The 15,032-nt window shown below is 70.4% G+C and carries 14 protein-coding genes and 1 pseudogene; 6 read left to right on the top strand and 9 right to left on the bottom strand.

Annotated features, from left to right (window positions below):
• Positions 1 to 53 precede the first annotated feature (53 nt).
• The 3 genes from G3I56_RS35710 to G3I56_RS35700 are packed head-to-tail and all read right to left on the bottom strand — an operon-like array spanning position 54 to position 3,199.
• Positions 54 to 1,187 carry an Mrp/NBP35 family ATP-binding protein gene (locus tag G3I56_RS35710; RefSeq protein WP_164416462.1) on the bottom strand — a complete coding sequence of 378 codons (1,134 nt, stop codon included), beginning with the start codon at positions 1,185 to 1,187 and terminating at the stop codon, positions 54 to 56.
• Between the two features lie 43 nt (positions 1,188 to 1,230).
• Entirely contained in the window at positions 1,231 to 1,848 is a 618-nt protein-coding gene (locus G3I56_RS35705) for a DUF1003 domain-containing protein (protein WP_164416460.1), read from the bottom strand.
• Positions 1,838 to 3,199: a CBS domain-containing protein gene (locus G3I56_RS35700; RefSeq protein ID WP_164416458.1), complete on the bottom strand. Its 1,362-nt coding sequence runs from the start codon at positions 3,197 to 3,199 to the stop codon at positions 1,838 to 1,840. Before G3I56_RS35700 ends, G3I56_RS35705 begins: the two co-directional genes overlap by 11 nt.
• A 215-nt stretch (positions 3,200 to 3,414) precedes the next feature.
• Between G3I56_RS35700 and G3I56_RS35695 the strand changes: the two genes are divergently transcribed.
• Positions 3,415 to 4,173: a hypothetical protein gene (locus G3I56_RS35695; protein WP_164416456.1), complete on the top strand. Its 759-nt coding sequence runs from the start codon at positions 3,415 to 3,417 to the stop codon at positions 4,171 to 4,173.
• 63 nt (positions 4,174 to 4,236) lie between these two features.
• On the opposite strand, the gene G3I56_RS35690 is transcribed toward G3I56_RS35695, so the two are convergent.
• Positions 4,237 to 4,788 (bottom strand): hypothetical protein, encoded by a 552-nt coding sequence (locus tag G3I56_RS35690; RefSeq protein WP_164416454.1) that lies wholly within the window; start codon positions 4,786 to 4,788, stop codon positions 4,237 to 4,239.
• Between the two features lie 41 nt (positions 4,789 to 4,829).
• Positions 4,830 to 5,945, bottom strand: coding sequence for a magnesium and cobalt transport protein CorA (locus G3I56_RS35685; RefSeq protein WP_164416452.1), 1,116 nt, complete (start codon positions 5,943 to 5,945; stop codon positions 4,830 to 4,832).
• A 504-nt stretch (positions 5,946 to 6,449) separates the two neighbouring features.
• Here G3I56_RS35685 and G3I56_RS35680 point away from each other — a divergent pair.
• The gene (locus G3I56_RS35680; RefSeq protein ID WP_164416450.1) at positions 6,450 to 7,046 is read left to right on the top strand and encodes a suppressor of fused domain protein; all 597 of its coding nucleotides are present in this window, start codon (positions 6,450 to 6,452) and stop codon (positions 7,044 to 7,046) included.
• 227 nt (positions 7,047 to 7,273) lie between these two features.
• Here G3I56_RS35680 and G3I56_RS35675 read toward each other — a convergent pair whose 3' ends face one another.
• Positions 7,274 to 8,497, bottom strand: a complete 1,224-nt coding sequence (locus tag G3I56_RS35675; RefSeq protein WP_164416448.1) for an MFS transporter — start codon at positions 8,495 to 8,497, stop codon at positions 7,274 to 7,276.
• Positions 8,498 to 8,700: 203 nt separating this feature from the next.
• Here G3I56_RS35675 and G3I56_RS35670 point away from each other — a divergent pair, with 203 nt between their 5' ends.
• From G3I56_RS35670 to G3I56_RS35660, 3 genes are all read left to right on the top strand, one after another.
• Positions 8,701 to 9,342: a DUF6758 family protein gene (locus G3I56_RS35670; protein WP_164416446.1), complete on the top strand. Its 642-nt coding sequence runs from the start codon at positions 8,701 to 8,703 to the stop codon at positions 9,340 to 9,342.
• 207 nt (positions 9,343 to 9,549) lie between these two features.
• On the top strand, positions 9,550 to 10,407 hold the full coding sequence (locus tag G3I56_RS35665) for a PHP domain-containing protein (RefSeq protein ID WP_164416443.1): 858 nt from the start codon (positions 9,550 to 9,552) through the stop codon (positions 10,405 to 10,407).
• Positions 10,408 to 10,476: 69 nt separating this feature from the next.
• Entirely contained in the window at positions 10,477 to 11,082 is a 606-nt protein-coding gene (locus tag G3I56_RS35660) for a MarC family protein (protein ID WP_164416441.1), read from the top strand.
• Between the two features lie 130 nt (positions 11,083 to 11,212).
• On the opposite strand, the gene G3I56_RS43415 is transcribed toward G3I56_RS35660, so the two are convergent.
• Positions 11,213 to 11,365: a hypothetical protein gene (locus G3I56_RS43415; protein ID WP_006374340.1), complete on the bottom strand. Its 153-nt coding sequence runs from the start codon at positions 11,363 to 11,365 to the stop codon at positions 11,213 to 11,215.
• A gap of 212 nt (positions 11,366 to 11,577) precedes the next feature.
• Here G3I56_RS43415 and G3I56_RS35655 point away from each other — a divergent pair, with 212 nt between their 5' ends.
• Positions 11,578 to 12,477 (top strand): NYN domain-containing protein, encoded by a 900-nt coding sequence (locus G3I56_RS35655; RefSeq protein ID WP_164416439.1) that lies wholly within the window; start codon positions 11,578 to 11,580, stop codon positions 12,475 to 12,477.
• A 59-nt stretch (positions 12,478 to 12,536) separates the two neighbouring features.
• Here G3I56_RS35655 and G3I56_RS35650 read toward each other — a convergent pair whose 3' ends face one another.
• On the bottom strand, positions 12,537 to 13,427 hold the full coding sequence (locus G3I56_RS35650) for an alpha/beta hydrolase (protein WP_164416437.1): 891 nt from the start codon (positions 13,425 to 13,427) through the stop codon (positions 12,537 to 12,539).
• A gap of 321 nt (positions 13,428 to 13,748) precedes the next feature.
• A pseudogene (locus G3I56_RS35645) lies at positions 13,749 to 15,032 on the bottom strand (ATP-dependent helicase); the annotation flags it as partial.

Raw genomic sequence — 15,032 nt, 5'->3', positions numbered from 1 at the left:
TGTGGCTTGTCGCGCAGTTCCCCGCGCCACTCAAAGGCCCCTGCTGACGTCCGTTAGAACTTGTTCCTCGGGGTGATTCCCAGGGACATGCCCGACAGGCCTCGTGCCCTGCCGCCCAGCTTGCCCGCGATGGCGCGCAGCGCAGTGCCCGCCGGGGAGTCCGGGTCCGTCAGGACGACCGGCCTGCCGTCGTCGCCGCCCTCGCGCAGGCGGACGTCGATCGGGATGGAGCCGAGGACCGGGACCGTCGCCCCTGTCGTCCTCGTGAGGCCGTCCGCGACGCTCTGGCCGCCGCCCGTGCCGAAGATGTCGACCATGTCGCCGCAGTGCGGACAGGGCAGCCCCGCCATGTTCTCGACCACGCCGACGATCTTCTGGTGGGTCTGGACGGCGATGGCGCCCGCCCGCTCGGCCACCTCTGCCGCCGCCTGCTGAGGCGTCGTCACGACGAGGATCTCGGCGTTCGGGACCAGCTGGGCCACCGAGATCGCGATGTCGCCCGTGCCCGGCGGCAGGTCCAGCAGGAGCACGTCCAGGTCGCCCCAGTACACGTCCGACAGGAACTGCTGGAGGGCCCTGTGGAGCATCGGGCCGCGCCAGACGACCGGGGCGTTGCCCGGGGTGAACATGCCGATGGAGATGACCTTCACGCCGTGCGAGGACGGCGGCATGATCATGTTCTCGACCTGGGTCGGAAGCCCCTCGACGCCCAGCATGCGCGGCACGCTGTGGCCGTAGATGTCGGCGTCGACCACGCCCACCTTGAGACCGTCGGCCGCCATCGCCGCCGCCAGGTTGACGGTCACCGACGACTTGCCGACGCCGCCCTTGCCGGACGCGACCGCGTACACGCGGGTGAGGGAGCCCGGTTTCGCGAAGGGGACCTCGCGGTCGGCCTGGCCGCCGCGCAGGGCGGACGCCAGCTCCTTGCGCTGGTTGTCGCTCATGACGTCCAGCTCGACGTCGACGCGGGTGACACCCTCGACCCGCGAGACCGCCTCCGTCACGTTCTTCGTGATCGTGTCGCGCATCGGGCAGCCGGAGACCGTCAGGTACACGGCGACCGCGACCGCCCCGTCCGCGCCGATTGTCACCGACTTCACCATCCCCAGCTCGGTGATGGGTCGATGGATCTCGGGGTCGTTCACCGTCGCCAGTGCTTCACGCACCGCGTCTTCCGTAGCCATGACCCCGATGGTACGGGGCCGCACACGGCCCCCGGAAAGCCCGTCACCGGTCTTCTGTGTCACGCCCCCGCGGCCGTTCTGTCGGGAATGTGATCGTTTTGTCGGATTGGCGCCCACCCTCGTTCCGCTCCGCGCGCCGCTCGTCCAGCTCTTTGACCAGGTCCTGGAGCTCGGAGCGGATCCAGTCCCGGGTCGCGACCTCGCCGAGTCCGGCGCGCAGGGAGGCGACCTCGCGGGTCAGATACTCGGTGTCGGCGATCGACCGCTCGTTCTGCTTGCGGTCCTGTTCGAGGTTGACCTTGTCGCGGTCGTCCTGCCGGTTCTGCGCGAGCAGGATCAGCGGGGCCGCGTAGGAGGCCTGGAGCGACAGCGCGAAGGTCAGGAAGATGAACGGGTAGTGGTCGAAGCGCAGGTCGGCCGGCGCGGAGACGTTCCACACCACCCACACGACGATGACGACCGTCATCCAGACGATGAACCGCCCGGTGCCGAGAAAACGCGCGATGCGTTCGGACAGCCGCCCGAACGCCTCCGGGTCGTACTCGGGCAGCAGCCGACGCCTGGGCGCGCGCGGCTGGTCGAGACGCACCCGGGGGCGGGAGGCCGCCGTGGAGCCACCGGCAGCGCGCTCGCGGGTGCCGGGCTCACGCTCAGGAGTCATGACCACCCGCTCTCTCGGACTCGTTCTCGTCATCGCCGTAAGCGTCGTGATCGTCATCGTCATCGCTATCGGCGTTGATGTCGGTGTCGCCCTCGGCGAGGTGGAACTCCGTCTCCCGCCAGTCCTCGGGCAGCATGTGGTCGAGTACGTCGTCCACGGTCACCGCGCCGAGCAGCGATCCGCTTTCGTCGACCACCGGCGCCGCCACCATGTCGTACGTCGCGAAGAAACCGGCGACGACCGGCAGTTCGGCGTCCGGCGAGAGCGGTTGCAGGTCGTCGTCGACGAGCGAGCCGACCAGGGTGTACGGCGGGTCGCGCAGCAGCCGCTGGAAGTGGACGGCGCCCAGGTACTTGCCCGTCGGAGTCTCGTCCGGCGGACGGCACACGTACACCTGGGCGGCGAGCGCGGGGGAGAGGTCGGGGTTGCGGACCCGGGCCAGCGCGTCGGCGACGGTCGCGTCGGGGCGCAGCACGATCGGCTCGGTCGTCATCAGACCGCCCGCCGTGTCCTCCCGGTACGCCATCAGCCGGCGCATGTCGGCGGCGTCGGAGGGCTGCATCAGGTTCAGCAGCCGCTCCTGGTCGTCCTCGGGCAGCTCACCGAGCAGGTCGGCGGCGTCGTCCGGGTCCATCGCCTCCAGGACGTCGGCGGCACGCTCCTCCTTGAGCTTGCCGAGGATCTCGATCTGGTCGTCCTCGGGCAGCTCCTCGAGGACGTCGGCCAGCCGGTCGTCGTCGCGGGCGGCGGCGACTTCCGCGCGCCGCTTGGGGGAGAGATGGTGCAGGACGTTCGCCAGGTCGGCGGGGCGCAGCTGCTCGAAGGTGGCCAGGAGGCTCTCAGCGCCCTGCCCGTCCTCCTCCAGCGAGAACCCGGTGACGGCGGACCAGTCGACGGTCAGCGTCTCTCCGGTGTTGCGCCGGAAGGCTCCGCCGCGGCCCTTCTTCCGTACGAAGATCCGCTCGATCTCCCAGTCGCGGCGGGCCGGCAGCTGTCGTACCGCCACATCCAGGACGGTGACCTCCTCGCCGGTCTCGCCGAGGGTGACGCGCCGGTCGAGGAGTTCGCCGAGGACCAGCCGCTCGGTGGGGCGCTGCTCGAAGCGCCGGACATTCAGCACGCCCGTCGTGATCACCTGGCCGGACTCGATGCCGGTGACGCGGGTCATGGGCATGAACACGCGGCGCCGGGTGGTGAGTTCGACGACGAGGCCGAGCAGCCGGGGCGGACGGTTACCGACGCGCAGCATCGCGATGAGGTCGCGCACGCGGCCCACCTGGTCGCCGTTCGGGTCGAAGACGGCCATACCGGCGAGGTGCGAGACGAAGACACGGGATGAGCCTGCCGCCATGCCACGCCTCCTGCTTCGGTGCGCGCTGCGGGGAGCGCGTCGGATTGCGTCCGGGGGTTCCGAATTGCCTGCTCGGGTGCGCTTCAGGCTAGCCCGTCCGGTTCGGCCACGCCTTGGTGGGGGGTCCGGACGGACTGGCTCCGCCGGGGCCCGACGGCACCGGTACGCTGCCGTCCACACCACTCAGGACACTCGTACGAGAGGCAGCCCCACCTGTGTCTGCGATCCCCCGTGGCCGTACCCGCAGCGTCGGCCTGGTGAGCGCGATGTGCGCACTGCTCGTGACGGGAGCAGGGCTGACGGGCTGCGGCGCCGACCCGGACGAGGGCACGAACGGGGTCGGCAAGCTGCCCGCCGACAAAATCCAGACGAAGACCCGTACGGCAGCCGGGTCCGCCGACGCCGTACGCCTCTCCGGGACCGTGGTGACCAGCGGGACCACGTACACCCTCGACATGAGCCTCAAGGACGACGGCGGCACCGGCTCGGTCACCGCGAAGGGGTCGACGTTCCGGCTGCTGCGGGTCGGGGAGCACCTGTTCCTGAAGGCCGACGCCGCGTTCTGGAGCCACGAGGACGGCGGCAAGGGGAAGGGCGGCGAGTCGGACGCGGCAGCCGCAGCGAAGCTCGGGGGCCTCTTCGTGAAGGTGCCGACGGGCGACCCCTCGTACAAGAAGTTCAGCGGCTTCACCGACAAGGACGTGCTCCTCGACGGCCTGCTCACCCTGCACGGCAGCCTCGCCACGGACGGCCACCACAAGCAGTCGGGCGTCCGCACGATCCGCATCACCGGCGACAAGGGCGATGGCGGCACCTTGGACGTCTCCCTGGAAGGATCCCCGTACCCCCTGCGCCTGGTCCGCGCGGGCGGTGCGGGCACACTGCTGCTGAGCGACTGGGGCAAGGACTTCCCCCTGAAGGAACCGGCGAAGAACGAGACGGTCGACTACGGCCAGCAACTGCCGTCGTCCTGAGTCCTTCAGGGGCGCGGGGAACTGCGCGACCAGCCCCCACAGGCCCGCGGTGGAACGAACCACCTACCCCACAGACCGCCTGCGTTTCTTGAAAAGCAGCCGCGGCAACCCCGCCGGGATCGGTTCCCTGGTTGTCGCCGGGCTCGGCAGTGGAGGAGCCGACAGCGACCCGTCCGGCAGAGGGCGCGCAACCCCAGCGCGCGGCACCAACCGCACAACCCTGCATTCCCGCGCCCACCGATCCGTCATCGCCTCCCCGTCCGGCGCGTTCAACCGCTTCCCCTTCAGCTCGGCGACCGCGGCCTCCCACTCCGGGGAGCGCGGGGCCAGCTCCACGACCGTCGCCTGCCAGGTGACGAGTCGCCCGCCCTTGTCCTTGCTGCGGACGGTGACCTCCGCGTCGGCCCCCTCGATCAGGCCGGGCAACGGCTGCTCACCGGGCCCGTCGCCGACCAGGACGGCCGCCCCCTCGTGCCAGACGTGCCACATCGCACGAGCCGGGATGCCATGGCCGGCGACGTGCTGCGCCGGCACGCCGTTGCCCTTCACCCAGATGAGCCCGGACTTCTTGGTGGCCTCCTCGACGAGGGCCCGGTCGAGCAGCGTGTCAGTCATGGGCAGAAGGGTAGCGATGCCGTCCGCCACCCCGGTCGCCGTCAGAGCCAGCCGTTGCGCTTCAGCGTGCGGTGGATGCCCACACACATGCCCACCATGGCCGTCATGACCACGGGGTAGCCGAACTTCCAGTGCAGCTCCGGCATGTAGTCGAAGTTCATGCCGTAGACGCCGCACACCATCGTCGGTACGGCGATGATCGCCGCCCAGGACGTGATCTTCCGCATGTCCTCGTTCTGCGCGACGGACGCCTGCGCGAGGTTGGCCTGGAGGATCGAGTTGAGCAGCTCGTCGAAGCCGATCACCTGCTCCTGGACCCGGGCGAGGTGGTCGGCGACGTCACGGAAGTACTTCTGGATGTCGGGGTCGATCAGCCGCATGGGGCGCTCGCTCAGCAGCTGCATGGGCCGCAGGAGCGGCGAGACGGCCCGCTTGAACTCCAGGACCTCACGCTTGAGCTGGTAGATCCGGCCGGCGTCCGTGCCGCGCGGGGTGCCCTTGCGGCCCGGCGAGAACACCTCCGTCTCGACCTCGTCGATGTCGTCCTGCATGGCGTCCGCGACCGCGACATAGCCGTCGACGACGTGGTCGGCGATGGCGTGCAGCACGGCGGAGGGGCCCTTGGCGAGCAGCTCCGGGTCGTCCTGGAGGCGGTGGCGCAGCGCGCGCAGGGAGCCCTGGCCGCCGTGCCGGACGGTGATGAAGAAGTCCCGCCCGGTGAAGCACATCACCTCGCCGGTCTCCACGACCTCGCTGTTCGCGGTGAGTTCGGTGTGGTCGACGTAGTGGATGGTCTTGAAGACGGTGAAGAGCGTGTCGTCGTACCGCTCCAGCTTGGGCCGCTGGTGGGCCTGGATCGCGTCCTCGACGGCGAGCGGGTGGAGCCCGAACTCGCTGGCGATACCGGAGAACTCACCCTCCGTCGGCTCGTGCAGCCCGATCCACACGAAGCCGCCGTCGCGGCGCACCTTGCGCATCGCCTCGTGCGGGGTCAGCGCCTTCGGGGTCTCGACCCGGGCGCCGTCACGGTAGACGGCGCAGTCGACGACCGCGGAGGGCGTCGAGGGGTCACGGGTGGTGTCGTAGCCGCTGCCGTCCTTGCGCGGGGAGGGACGGGACGGGCGGACGGCGGCACGCAGGTTGTTGATCATCGACATTGGCAGGTTCCTTCGCTACAGGCAACGAAAGACCGCCGACAACGGTTGGAACTACCCGGAATGGGGACGTCCTGACTGAGGATGTTTGGCACGTCCACAAAGCGGGGAGCACCGCACCGTCGCGGTGGTGAGCTTCGCTACTGATTCAGAACTGACGCAGATCACATGGATCAGGCAAAACGAAACCAAGTGCTCTTCCGCGATGACGCGAATGCGAGAGGTGACAGCCAGCCGGAGAAGTCCGGAACAACTACATCAGCGGGCGGAAGAGCGGGTGCTACTGCACGGATGACTTCGATCCATTGCAGCCCCACCTCCTCCGGCCGGTCCCTCGTGAGGGACGATCCATTCCCCTTCAAGGGGAGCCCCCGAGGGGGAACTTCAGCGGTGCCGGGACTCGATCGCTACGCTCTGCGTGCTGCCCCGAACCCGGCCTAGGGTAACAGTCGCCTGAACTGTCAAGGTGCGCGTTTGCCCCTAACCGACGAGTTCTATGCTCGGCGCATGTCTGATGTTCTTCCTCTGGTCGAGGCCCGGCTGCGTACGACGCTGGGCGAACCGGACGCGCGCGCCGCGGTCACCTTCCTCGGTACGGACCGCGTCGAGGTGCTGCGTTTCCCCGGCCGGGACCAGGACGGGGAGATCGTCCGCTACGCCACCCTCGGCATGTCCGCGCTGCCGATGGCGGACCCCACCGCGGTGCTCGCCGACCCGGTGAAGGGGCCGCGCGCCGAACTGGTCATCTCCGTCCGGGCCGGCCTCGCCGACACCGACAAGGTGCTGCGACCGCTCGCGGTTCTCGCCGCGTCCCCGCAGGTCGAGGGTGTGATCGTGGCCCCCGGTGCCTCGCTCGACGTCGGGGAGCCGCTGTGGCCCGGCGCGCCCTTCACCTCGGTCCTGGTCGCGGAGCCGGGCGGCCTGGTCGAGGACCTGGAGCTCGACGAGCCCCTGGACCCGGTGCGTTTCCTGCCGCTGCTCCCGATGACCGCGAACGAGGCGGCCTGGAAGCGAGTCCACGGCGCCCAGGCCCTCCAGGAACGCTGGCTCACGAACGGGACGGACCTACGGGACCCCGCCCGCAGATCCGTCCCGCTGGACTGACCTCAGTACCCGCACCGGAGTGACCGATGTCACCAACGGGCGCCTGGCGAGCGCGAGTTGGCCACAGCTTGCGGCAGGCACACGGCCGCTGAGCGGCCTTGGCGAAGACCGGCGCGGTTTCCCCGGCCCCGGAAGGGGTGCGGGGCGGTGTCGACGTGCGGCTCCGCCGCGGGCGCGATCGGCGCCCACCGGCCCGCGGGTTGGTTGCCGTGATACCCGCGGAGCGCTCAGCTCGCGAAGACGGCGACACTGTCCTCGGTCGCGTGCCGCGTCTCCAGTTCCTCGGCCTCGTGAGTGAGGGACTTCCGCCGTACGACCACCACCACAGCGCCGAGCACAGCCGTGACCGCGGCGACCACGAACGGCATGTGGATGTCGCTCCACTCCTCGATCTTCGGCGCGAAGTACGGGGCCGCTGCCGCCGCGAACCAGCGCACGAAGTTGTAGCCGGCGCTCGCCACCGGGCGCGGCGCGTCCGAGACACCCAGCGCCAGCTCGGTGTAGACCGTGTTGTTCACGCCGATGAACGCGCCGGACAGGATCGTGCAGACGACGGCGGTGGTGTGGCTGCCGTAACCGAGGACCAGGACGTCGACGGCGAGCAGTACCAGTGAGCCGCCGAGCACCGTCAGTGAGCCGAACCGCCGCTGGAGGCGCGGTGCCACGAGCACGGAGGAGACGGCGAGCAGCAGACCCCAGGCGAAGAACACGGCCCCGGACTTGTAGGGAGTCATGTCGAGCACGAACGGGGTGAAGGCCAGCACGGTGAAGAACGTGTAGTTGTAGAAGAAGGAGGAGATGGCGGCGGAGGCCAGGCCGCCGTGGCCGAGCGCCTTGATCGGGTCGAGCAGCGAGGTCTTCCGGGCCAGCTTCGGCTGCTCCTTCAGGAACACCGTGATGCAGAGGAAGCCGACGGCCATCAGGAACGCGGTGCCGAAGAAGGGATAGCGCCAGCTGGCGTTGCCCAGCAGCGCGCCCAGCAGGGGGCCGCACGCCATACCGAGGCCCAGCGCGGATTCGTACAGCAGGATAGCCGCCGAGCTGCCGCCTGCCGCTGCCCCGACGATGACCGCGAGGGCCGTCGAGACGAAGAGCGCGTTGCCGAGGCCCCAGCCGGCCCGGAAGCCGACCAGTTCGGCGACCGAGCCCGAGGTGCCGGCCAGACCCGCGAAGACCACGACGAACGCGAGACCGAGCAGCAGGGTCTTCTTGCCGCCGATCCGGCTGGAGACGAAGCCGGTGACCAGCATCGCAACGGCGGTGATCAGGAAGTACGACGTGAAGAGCAGGGAGACCTGGCCGGCCGTGGCGTCCAGGCCCTTGGCGATGGACGGGAGGATCGGGTCGACGAGTCCGATGCCCATGAAGGCGACGACGGACGCGCCGGCGGTCGCCCAGACGGCCTTCGGCTGCCGGAGGAGTCCTTCCGTGCTTTCCGTACTGCTGTGCATGCCTGCTCCTTCTCCTTCACGACTCGCGGGTGCGACCTGCGAGGAGATCGTTGGTGTATGCACATAGTAAGTTAGCGCAGCTAATTAATGCAAGCTACATCTAAATCTGTCCGATGGGCGCCTGGTGGAGAGGTGGAAACCTGTCACTCCGGACGGGTGATCGTCCTTGACGGGAGGAAGGACGGGGAGGACCGTGGAGTTCTATGAGGGGCGAACCCAGTTGCCCGAAGTGTGGTGGCCGGGTCAGGGCTCCCGGACTCTTTGCCGACTCCTGGCAGTGCGATGTGCACGGGACGGTGCATCCGCTGCAGCCTGTGATCCCGCCCAGCGTCGAGGCCCTCGGTGTCGTGGTGCACCGCACGCAGGTACCGGTGTGGATGCCGTGGCCGCTGCCGGTCGGCTGGCTGTTCACGGGCGTGGGCTGCGCGGGCGACGACCGCAGCGGCGGCCGTGCGACGGCGGTGGCCTGCACGGGTCCCGGTCCGCTCGGTGGCATGGGTGAGCTGATCCTGGTCGCCGAGGAGCTCGGTGTCGGCCTCGGTGCGCGGTACGCGGGCATCGACGGGCCCGATCCGGGGCCGTACATGAACGTCGAGAAGCCTGCCGAGGCCAAGGTGCTGGCGGCTGGGCGGCCGACTCCGCTGTGGCATGTCACGGGTGGGCCCGACGACCGTGCGGTGTTCGCGGGTGAGGCGCTCGGGTTGTGGTTGTGGGCGGTGGTGTGGCCCGAGCAGTCCGGGTTGCTGATGTACGACGAGCTGGTGCTCACGGATCTGCGGGACGCGGGGGCCGAGCTGGAGTTGGTGCCTTGTGGGGCGTTGTCGCCCCGGTTGCTCCAGCCGTAGCGCTCTGCTGGGTCGGGGGTGTGCGGTTCGTTGTTGTGTGCGGGGCCGTGGGGGCTGGTCGCGCAGTTCCCCGCGCCCCTTGTGGGGCCGCGACTGTAAGGGGCGTTTGGAATGTTCAGGTGTGACGGGCGAGGCTGGAGGCCCGTTATGCTTGGCGCGTCTTGTTCGTCCCCGTTCCCGTTCCCGTCGTCGCCTGGAGTCCGCACCGTGCGCATCGATCTGCACTGCCACTCCACCGCCTCCGACGGTACGGACACGCCCGCCGAGCTGGTGCGCAACGCCGCTGCGGCCGGGCTCGACGTTGTCGCGCTGACCGATCACGACACGACCCGTGGGTACGCCGAGGCGATCGCCGCGTTGCCCGCCGGGCTCACGCTGGTCACCGGGGCCGAACTGTCCTGCCGGCTCGACGGGGTCAGCATGCACATCCTGGCCTACCTGTTCGACCCCGAGGAGCCCGCGCTGTTCGCCGAGCGCGAGCTGGTCCGGGACGACCGGGTGCCGAGGGCCCAGGGGATGGTGGCCAAGCTCCGGGAAATGGGCGTGCCCATCACCTGGGAGCGGGTCGCGCGGATCGCCGGTGACGGATCCGTGGGCCGACCCCATGTCGCCACCGCGCTGGTCGAGCTGGGCGTCGTACCGACCGTGAACGACGCCTTCACCGGGGACTGGCTGGCCGACGGCGCCCGGGCCTACGTACCGAAGCACGAGACCGACCCCTTCGAGGCGCTGCGGCTGATCAAGGGGGCCGGCGGAGTGGCCGTGTTCGCGCACCCGGCCGCGAGCAAGCGGGGGCGGACCGTTCCGGAGTCCGCGATCGCGGAGCTGGCCGCCGCAGGGCTCGACGGCATCGAGGTCGACCACATGGACCACGAACCGGCGACCCGGGCACGCCTTCGCGGCCTCGCGGCGGAGCTGGGGCTGCTGGGCACCGGCTCCTCCGACTACCACGGCAGTCGCAAGACCTGTGTCCTCGGGGAGTACACGACAGACCCCGAGGTGTACGGCGAGATCACGCGGCGGGCCACCGGGGCGTTCCCGGTGCCGGGGACCGGCGGAGTCTGAGGCCTCGGTTCAGGCCCCTCCCCGCTCGTCCTCCGCCCTTCCCCGTATCTACGCAAGGCTCGCTCACCCATGTTCGACGTCGCTGTCTTCGGTTCGCTCTTTCTCACCCTCTTCGTGATCATGGATCCCCCGGGGATCACCCCGATCTTTCTCGCCCTCACTGCCGGTCGCCCGGCCCGTGTCCAGAAGCGGATGGCGTTCCAGGCGGTCTGTGTGGCCGGCGGTGTGATCACCGTGTTCGGGCTGCTCGGGCACCAGATCCTGGACTATCTGCACGTCTCCGTGCCCGCCCTGATGATCGCCGGCGGACTGCTGCTCCTGCTGATCGCCCTCGACCTGCTCACCGGCAAGACGGACGAGCCCAAGCAGACCAAGGACGTGAACGTCGCCCTCGTACCGCTCGGCATGCCCCTGCTCGCCGGGCCCGGTGCGATCGTCTCGGTCATCCTGGCCGTGCAGAAGGCGGACGGCGTGGCCATGCAGGTGTCGGTGTGGGCGGCGATCCTGGCCGTCCACGTCGTGCTGTGGGTGGTCATGCGGTACTCGCTGCTGATCATCCGCGTCATCAAGGACGGCGGTGTGGTCCTGGTGACCCGGCTCGCGGGGATGATGCTGTCCGCGATCGCCGTGCAGCAGATCATCAACGGCGTCACCCAGGTGATCCGGCAGAGCTGACGGCTGTGGCTCACGCGCGGGGCTCACGCGCAGGGCTTGCGTGAGGGCACATAAGCAGAACCCCCGTACGGCATCGATGCCGTACGGGGGTTCTGAAGTCTGCTCGTCGTGGGCGAGCGTCGTCCGCGCGTTATGAGGCCGAGGTGTCGGCCGGGCGGATCCAGAGACGCTGCCCTATCGAGGCTGCTTGCTGCACGATCCGGTTGACGGAGGCGGCGTCCACGACCGTACTGTCCACGGGGGTCCCGTCGACGTCGTCAAGACGCATGATTTCGAAGCGCATGGGCTTCTCCCTTCGTCTGGTCATCCTCCTGAGGAGAACTACTTGGTTACGTATCTAGTCAACTACCCGCATGTTACAAACATTCCCTACGCTAAGGAAATTTTTCGCGCGTCTAACTACCGCCCTGTTAACGAGGGTGTGCGGAAGGTTGCGCAGGAGACTGACCGGGGCCGGTTGTGTTCGAAGCGTGACCGCCGAGACAATGGAGGTATATGAACAACGACGACCTCGCGGAGCTGAGCGCCCGCATCGACCGCACGAACGAACTGCTCCACCGCATGCTTGCCGAGGTGGCGAAGACACCCTCGACACATGCGATCTTCGTCGACGCGGGGTATCTGTACGCGGCGGCGGGACGGCTCGTCGCCGGAACCGAGGACCGCCGCTCCTACGAGCTGGACGCGGAAGGCCTCATCGAAGCGCTCATCGACAAGGCTCGCACGATCTTCGCGGACAGCCGGCTGCTGCGGGTCTACTGGTACGACGGTGCCAGGCGCCGCATCCACACCATCGAGCAGCAGTCCATCGCGGAACTCCCCGATGTGAAGGTCCGCCTGGGCAACCTCAACGCCAACAACCAGCAGAAGGGCGTCGACTCCCTGATCCGTTCCGACCTGGAGTCGCTGGCCCGGCATCGTGCGATCAACGACGCCGCGCTCATCGGCGGCGACGAGGACCTGGTGTCGGCGGTCGAGGCCGCGCAGGGGTACGGGGCACGCGTCCACCTGTGGGGCATCGAGGCGCCCGAGGGCCGCAACCAGGCCGAGCCCCTGCTCTGGGAGGTCGACAGCCAGCGCACGTTCGACCTCGACTTCTTCAAGCCGTACGTCGCCCGGCGCACGGCCGCGTCCTACGAGTCGTCGTCGGGGACACGCCCCACGCGCGAGGACGTGCGGTTCGTGGGCGCGCAGATCGCGGCGAAGTGGCTGGCCGCGCGGGGGCGCGAGGCACTGGTCGAGCTGCTGCCCGGGCATCCGTATCTGCCCGGCTCCGTCGACCAGGACCTGCTGGTGGAGGCGGAGGGGCTGCTCCAGTACTCGCTGCGCGGACAGGCCGAGCTGCGGCGGGCGCTGCGGGACGGCTTCTGGGAGCACCTGCAGACGCAGTACTGACAGACGCGGTACTGACAGACGCGGTACTGAACAGATCGGTAAGCGAGTCGGTACGCGAGTCAGTGCGCGAGGGTGTCCCAGAAGTCGCCCAGGGCGCGGGCCGTCTCCAGTGGGCGGTCCGTGTTGGGGGAGTGCTCGGCTCCCGCGATGACGGTCCGGTGCGCGCGCAGTCGTACGGCCATGTCGTCGAGGAGGGGGACGGCCCAGGTGCCGTCCTCCGCGCCGGACAGCACGTGGAAGGGCATCGGTACGGTGGCGAGTTCCGCCACGCGGTCCGGCTCGGAGCGCAACTGGCGCCCGGTGGCCACGAGTTGGGCCGGGCTGGTGCCCATCCAGCGGCGGCGCAGGTCCTCGCGGTCGTCGAGTCCGGTGTCCAGGGCGTCCACCGGGTCGAGGTCGCCGCCGCCGGCCTGCGGGTCGTCCATGGCCTGGATGGCCTCCCAGACGGCGGCCATGCTCATCACGGCGAGTGCGTCCCGCAGCAGTTTCGCGCGCTGCTGCTGGGCCTCGGAGATCTCGGCGGGGCCCGAGGAGATGAGGGTCAGCGACAGGAACGGGGAGTGGTCCAGCAGGACGGCGGCCCGGGCGACCTGGCCACCGAGCGAGTGCCCCACGAGGTGTACGGGGGCGCCGACGGCCGCCGCCTGAGCGAGCACGTCCTGTGCCAACTCGGCCTGTGCGTAAGCCGATTCGTCGTCCCGGGGGCCGGGTGACTCGAACTGCCCGCGCCCGTCGACGGCGACGGTACGGTACCCGCGCGCGGCCAGCGGCTCGTGCGTCGAGATGAAGTCCTCCTTGCTGCCGGTGAACCCGGGCAGCAGCAGAACGGTCCCCTTCGGCTCGACGCCGACCGCCACGGAGGCATCGATGACGGCGAACTCACCACGCGCGGTACGCAGGGCGTACGCATGGGCACCGGGGGGCGGGGCGAAGGTCGAAGGCCTGCTCATGTGCCGAGGTTATCCGGCGCACCTGAGAGGGAGGGCGTCGGCTCGGGCGGGAGAGTGGTGTGGGGGGCGTCCCTCGCCGGTGGTGGAGTACCGCCATGCCCGACGTCTCCGGCCTGCTCCGCTCTGGCAGGCCCCCGGGGAACGCCGACGGTCTGGCCGTCCCGGGGCGGGTGACGGGCGGGGCGTGCCCATGCGCAGCGTCTTCCGGCACAGCCGCTCGGGCAGGCTCCAGGGGAACGCCGACGGCCCGGCCACCTGGTGGGGTGGGCCGGGCCGTCTGGGTGTGGCCGGTGGTGCTGAGGGCCGGGGCCCTCGAGGTGGTCAGGCCTCCACGGAGTCCGTGACCGGGGCGCTGACCGTGGCCTTGCGGGTGGCGCGGCGCCTGGGCTTCGCCTCGGCGGCCTCCGGAGCCGTCTCTACTACAACCGCCGGTTCGGCGGCCTTGCGGGCCGTCCGGCGACGCGGCTTGGCCTCAGCCTCGTCCGCCGCCTGGGCGGGGATGTCGGCGACGACCTCGACCGCCTTGCGTGCCGTGCGGCGGCGGGGCTTGGCCTCGGTCGCCTCGGCGGTGTCGACGGCTGCTTCCGCGGCCGGTGCGGCTGCGGTCGCCTTGCGAGTGGCGGTCCGGCGCGCCGGCTTGGCCTCGACGGTGTCGACAACGGCCTCCACGGCCGTCGCCGTCGCCTTGCGGGCCGTGCGCCGCGGCTTCGGCTCGGTGGCCTCCGACTCGGCGACCACCGGGGCCTCAGCGGCCTTACGGGTCACCCGGCGGCGGGGCTTGGCCTCGACGCCTTCGGCGGTGTCCACGGCGGCTTCCGCGGCCGGTGCCGTCGCCTTGCGAGTCGCACGGCGCTTCGGCTCCGGGGTCTCGGCCGACGTCGGCTGGGCCGGGATGTCCGTCGTCTCCGTCACGACTGCCGGTTCGGCGGCCTTGCGGACGCGGCGACGCGGCTTCGCCTCGACCGCCTCGGCGGTGTCGAGAGCCGCCTCGGCGGCCGGGGCGGCTGCGGTCGCTGTCGTGGCCTTGCGGGTCGCCCGACGCGGCTTGACCTCGGTCGCCTCGGCCGTTTCCACGGCGGCAACCGCGGCCTTGCGCGTCCGGCGGGGCTTCGTGGCCTCGGCCACCGGAGACTCCGGGGTGGCCTCGACCACGGCCACGACAGGCTCGGCGGCCTTGCGTGCCGTGCGGCGGCGGGGCTTGGCCTCGGTCGCCTCGGCGGTGTCGACGGCTGCTTCCGCGGCCGGTGCGGCTGCGGTCGCCTTGCGGGTGGCGGTCCGGCGCGCGGGCTTGGCCTCGACACCCTCCGCCGTGTCCACGACGGCTTCGGCAGTCACCGGCGCGGCCGTTGCCGTGACCGTGCGGGGCGCACGGCGCGGCTTGGTCTCTGTGACTACCGGGGCCTCGACGGTGTCGACGACCGGCTCCGCCGCCTTGCGGGTACGGCGACGACGCGGCTGCTCCTCCGGGGCCTCGGCCGCGGGGACGGCCGGCGCCTCGACCGGGACGACCTCGACCGGGGTGACCGGTGCGGGCTCCGCGGTCCTGCGGGTGCGGCGGCGGCGCGACCTCTCCGTGGCCTCGGGGGCCGGGTCCTGCACCGGCGC

This window comes from Streptomyces sp. SID12488, assembly GCF_010548275.1.
In the GTDB taxonomy this organism is placed as follows: Bacteria; Actinomycetota; Actinomycetes; order Streptomycetales; family Streptomycetaceae; genus Streptomyces.
This window is presented reverse-complemented; position numbering and strand designations above follow the sequence as displayed.

Coding starts and splice junctions, on each gene's coding strand:
- G3I56_RS43415 (WP_006374340.1), bottom strand. CDS start 11,365: ATGCGCTTCGAAATCATGCGTCTTGACGACGTCGACGGGACCCCCGTG.
- G3I56_RS35685 (WP_164416452.1), bottom strand. CDS start 5,945: ATGTCGATGATCAACAACCTGCGTGCCGCCGTCCGCCCGTCCCGTCCC.
- G3I56_RS35650 (WP_164416437.1), bottom strand. CDS start 13,427: ATGAGCAGGCCTTCGACCTTCGCCCCGCCCCCCGGTGCCCATGCGTAC.
- G3I56_RS35680 (WP_164416450.1), top strand. CDS start 6,450: ATGTCTGATGTTCTTCCTCTGGTCGAGGCCCGGCTGCGTACGACGCTG.
- G3I56_RS35690 (WP_164416454.1), bottom strand. CDS start 4,788: ATGACTGACACGCTGCTCGACCGGGCCCTCGTCGAGGAGGCCACCAAG.
- G3I56_RS35655 (WP_164416439.1), top strand. CDS start 11,578: ATGAACAACGACGACCTCGCGGAGCTGAGCGCCCGCATCGACCGCACG.
- G3I56_RS35675 (WP_164416448.1), bottom strand. CDS start 8,497: ATGCACAGCAGTACGGAAAGCACGGAAGGACTCCTCCGGCAGCCGAAG.
- G3I56_RS35700 (WP_164416458.1), bottom strand. CDS start 3,199: ATGGCGGCAGGCTCATCCCGTGTCTTCGTCTCGCACCTCGCCGGTATG.
- G3I56_RS35670 (WP_164416446.1), top strand. CDS start 8,701: ATGAGGGGCGAACCCAGTTGCCCGAAGTGTGGTGGCCGGGTCAGGGCT.
- G3I56_RS35705 (WP_164416460.1), bottom strand. CDS start 1,848: ATGACTCCTGAGCGTGAGCCCGGCACCCGCGAGCGCGCTGCCGGTGGC.
- G3I56_RS35660 (WP_164416441.1), top strand. CDS start 10,477: ATGTTCGACGTCGCTGTCTTCGGTTCGCTCTTTCTCACCCTCTTCGTG.
- G3I56_RS35710 (WP_164416462.1), bottom strand. CDS start 1,187: ATGGCTACGGAAGACGCGGTGCGTGAAGCACTGGCGACGGTGAACGAC.